Source organism: Roseomonas chloroacetimidivorans, from assembly GCF_049629625.1.
Lineage (GTDB): Bacteria > Pseudomonadota > Alphaproteobacteria > Acetobacterales > Acetobacteraceae > Roseomonas > Roseomonas chloroacetimidivorans.
The window spans coordinates 1-2,491 of record NZ_JBNBZS010000059.1 but is presented as its reverse complement, the minus strand read 5'-3'; the positions used below and the strand labels follow the sequence as shown (position 1 = coordinate 2,491).

The following is a 2,491-nucleotide window of genomic DNA, read 5'->3' as shown; positions in this document are numbered from 1 at the left end:
TGCTGCCCGGGGGGGGGCGGCGGGGCGGGGGGAGGCGGCATCGGCACGGGCTCCGCGGTCTCCACCGGCGGGGCCGCCTCCACCGGGGGCTCCTCCGGGGGCGGCGGAAGCTCGGGTTCGATCGCCTCCACCGGATCGGGCGGCGGCGGGGGCGCGGCCTCAGCCGGCGTGGCGGCCACAGCCTCGGGCGGGGGCGGCTGCACAGCCTCCGGCGGCGGCGGGGCCGCGGCCTCGGGCGGAGGAGGCGGCGCGGCATCCGGCGGTGGGGGCTGCACCGCATCGGGCGGCGGCGCGGCCTGAGCCACCTCCGGCGGCGCCGCAGCGGCGGCCGGCTCGGTCACCGGGGTCGGCTCCGGCGCCGGCATCGGCTCAGGCGGGGCCATCGTCTCCACCTGAATCAGCGGCTCGCCCGTCTCGGGCGGGGCGGAGGGCATCAGCATCACCGCCACCGCCCCGGCATGAATCAGGGCCGAAATCCCCCAGGCCGCCGGGCGCAGGTAGCGCCGCCAGCCCGGCCGAGGGGCCGGCTCGGGGGCCTTGATGGCCGCCTGGATCGCCGCAGCCAGCACCGCCGGCGCAGGCCCGGCCGGCGCCGCGGGCGGCGGCATCGGCGGCAGCGCCCGGCGCGTCTCGGGGGGCCGTTCGGCGAGGAGATGGTCCACGCGGCGCCTCAGCGCGCCTGCATGGCGGGCGCGCTCGCGTCAGCCTCGGCGATCAGGGACACCTTGGTGATCCCAGCGCGCGAAACCCGGCCCATGACCCTGAGCACGTCGCCATAGGGCACCGAGCGGTCGCCGCGCACATGCACCGGCGCCTCCGGATCGGCTGCGTGCAGCGCCACCAGCCGCTGCGTCAGCTCCTCCTCCGTCACCGGGTCCTGCCGGATATACAGCTTGTTCCCCGGCGCCACCGTCAGCACCACCGGCGGGTTGGAGGAAGCGGTGCGCGCCGCGGCGGTCTTCGGCAGGTTCACCGGCACGCCCACCGTCATCATCGGTGCCGCCACCATGAAGACGATCAGCAGCACCAGCATGACGTCCACCAGCGGCGTGACATTCATGTCGGCCATCGGCAGGGCATCATCGTCATCCCCGCCGCGTCCGCCCATGGACATGGCCATCCCGCGCTACTCCGCCGCCTGCGCCGCGCGGGGCATGTCGTCCCGCACCCGCCCGGGCGCCGGCCGCCGCGCCATGCCCGCCGCCAACTCCGCGATGGAAGCCATGCCAGCCTGTCGAAGCCGCGAGAAAGTCACGGTGAAGCGGTTATAGGCCATCACCGAGGGAATGGCCGCGACCAGGCCCACGGCGGTGGCGAACAGCGCCTCCGCAATGCCCGGCGCCACCACGGCCAGGCTGGTATCGCCGCTGGCCGCGATGCCGCTGAAGGAATTCATGATGCCCCAGACCGTGCCGAACAGGCCGATAAAGGGGCCCACAGCGCCGATGGTGGCCAGCAGCGGCAACCCCGGCTCCGCCGCGCGGAAGGCGGCAATCAGCGGGGCGCGCATCGCATGCTCCATCCGCTCCCGGTACTCGCCGCGGCTCTCCGCCGGGTCGCGCCCGTCATGCCACTCGCGGGCGCCGGCGCGGATCACCTCGGCGGCCAGGCCCCCATCCGGCGTTACCGCGCCGGAGGCGGCGCCCGCCAGCCGGCGCGTTTCCGCCCGCAGGCGGCGGGCGGCGATGATCTTTTCGATAATGATGCCCCAGCAGGCGATGGAGGCGACGAGCAGCAGCAGCATCACCCCCTTCACGATGGGGTCGGCCTGCAGGAAGAGCGCGAGTGGCGAAAGATCGTGCGCGACCGCCGCATGGGCCAGGTCCGGCGCGGCAGACCCGGCGCCGGGCGGCGTAACAGGCATAGCCGGGGCCGCCGACGTCTCGGCCATCGCGGGATCGACCGCAGCCACAGGGGCAGCCGGGGCCAGGGGAGTGGCCGGGGCCACGGGGGTGGCCGAAGTGGTGGGGTTCATGGCCTTACTTCTCCAGCGCCACGCCCTGGACGCGCGAGCTGACCGCGAGGCGGGACAGGCAGGCGGCGGGCGTCTCCGGCCCGCAGGCCAGCACGTCATTCAGCAGGATGGTGCCGACTCCATCGCAGGCCGTGCCTGCCAGGTCGAAGATCCGCACCATGGTCTTGTCAGCCGGCAAAGGTCCGAGATCGAGGGCAAGGCGGCGATTCACCACTGAGTCCTTGCCGAAGATCACCAGATCCAGCCGTAGCGGATCCACCGCGGCGCCCGGATTGGCCACCCGGATCCATACGCGGCAGCCCTCATTGCGGGCTTCCAGCCGGTTCAGCTCCACCGATACAGGCTTCGCGGCCGGCTGGCCGGGCGGCTCGTCCCGCGCCGGTTCAGCTGTTTGCCCGGCAGCCGGACCAGCAGCTTGGCCCTGGGCCATGGCCGGCGCCTGAACCAGTCCTGCCGCCAGTATCAGCATGGGCAGGAACCGGATGGGGCGGGGCAGAGGCATGCTGCGCGTCCTTG

The 2,491-nt window shown here is 74.1% G+C and carries 3 protein-coding genes and 1 pseudogene; all 4 read right to left on the bottom strand.

The annotated features are described in order from the left end of the window. A pseudogene (locus ACO1BU_RS27325) lies at window positions 1-662 on the bottom strand (hypothetical protein); the annotation flags it as partial. Window positions 663-670: 8 nt separating this feature from the next. After that, on the bottom strand, window positions 671-1,120 hold the full coding sequence (locus ACO1BU_RS27320) for an ExbD/TolR family protein (protein ID WP_424139132.1): 450 nt from the start codon (window positions 1,118-1,120) through the stop codon (window positions 671-673). 6 nt (window positions 1,121-1,126) lie between these two features. Further along, window positions 1,127-1,975 (bottom strand): MotA/TolQ/ExbB proton channel family protein, encoded by an 849-nt coding sequence (locus tag ACO1BU_RS27315; RefSeq protein ID WP_424139131.1) that lies wholly within the window; start codon window positions 1,973-1,975, stop codon window positions 1,127-1,129. Window positions 1,976-1,979: 4 nt separating this feature from the next. Continuing rightward, a partial coding sequence (locus ACO1BU_RS27310; RefSeq protein ID WP_424139130.1) for a hypothetical protein occupies window positions 1,980-2,491 on the bottom strand: 512 nt, incomplete at its 5' end.

Excerpts from the sequence above, each read along its gene's own strand:
- ACO1BU_RS27320 (WP_424139132.1), bottom strand. The coding sequence starts at position 1,120 with ATGGCCATGTCCATGGGCGGACGCGGCGGGGATGACGATGATGCCCTG.
- ACO1BU_RS27315 (WP_424139131.1), bottom strand. The coding sequence starts at position 1,975 with ATGAACCCCACCACTTCGGCCACCCCCGTGGCCCCGGCCACTCCCCTG.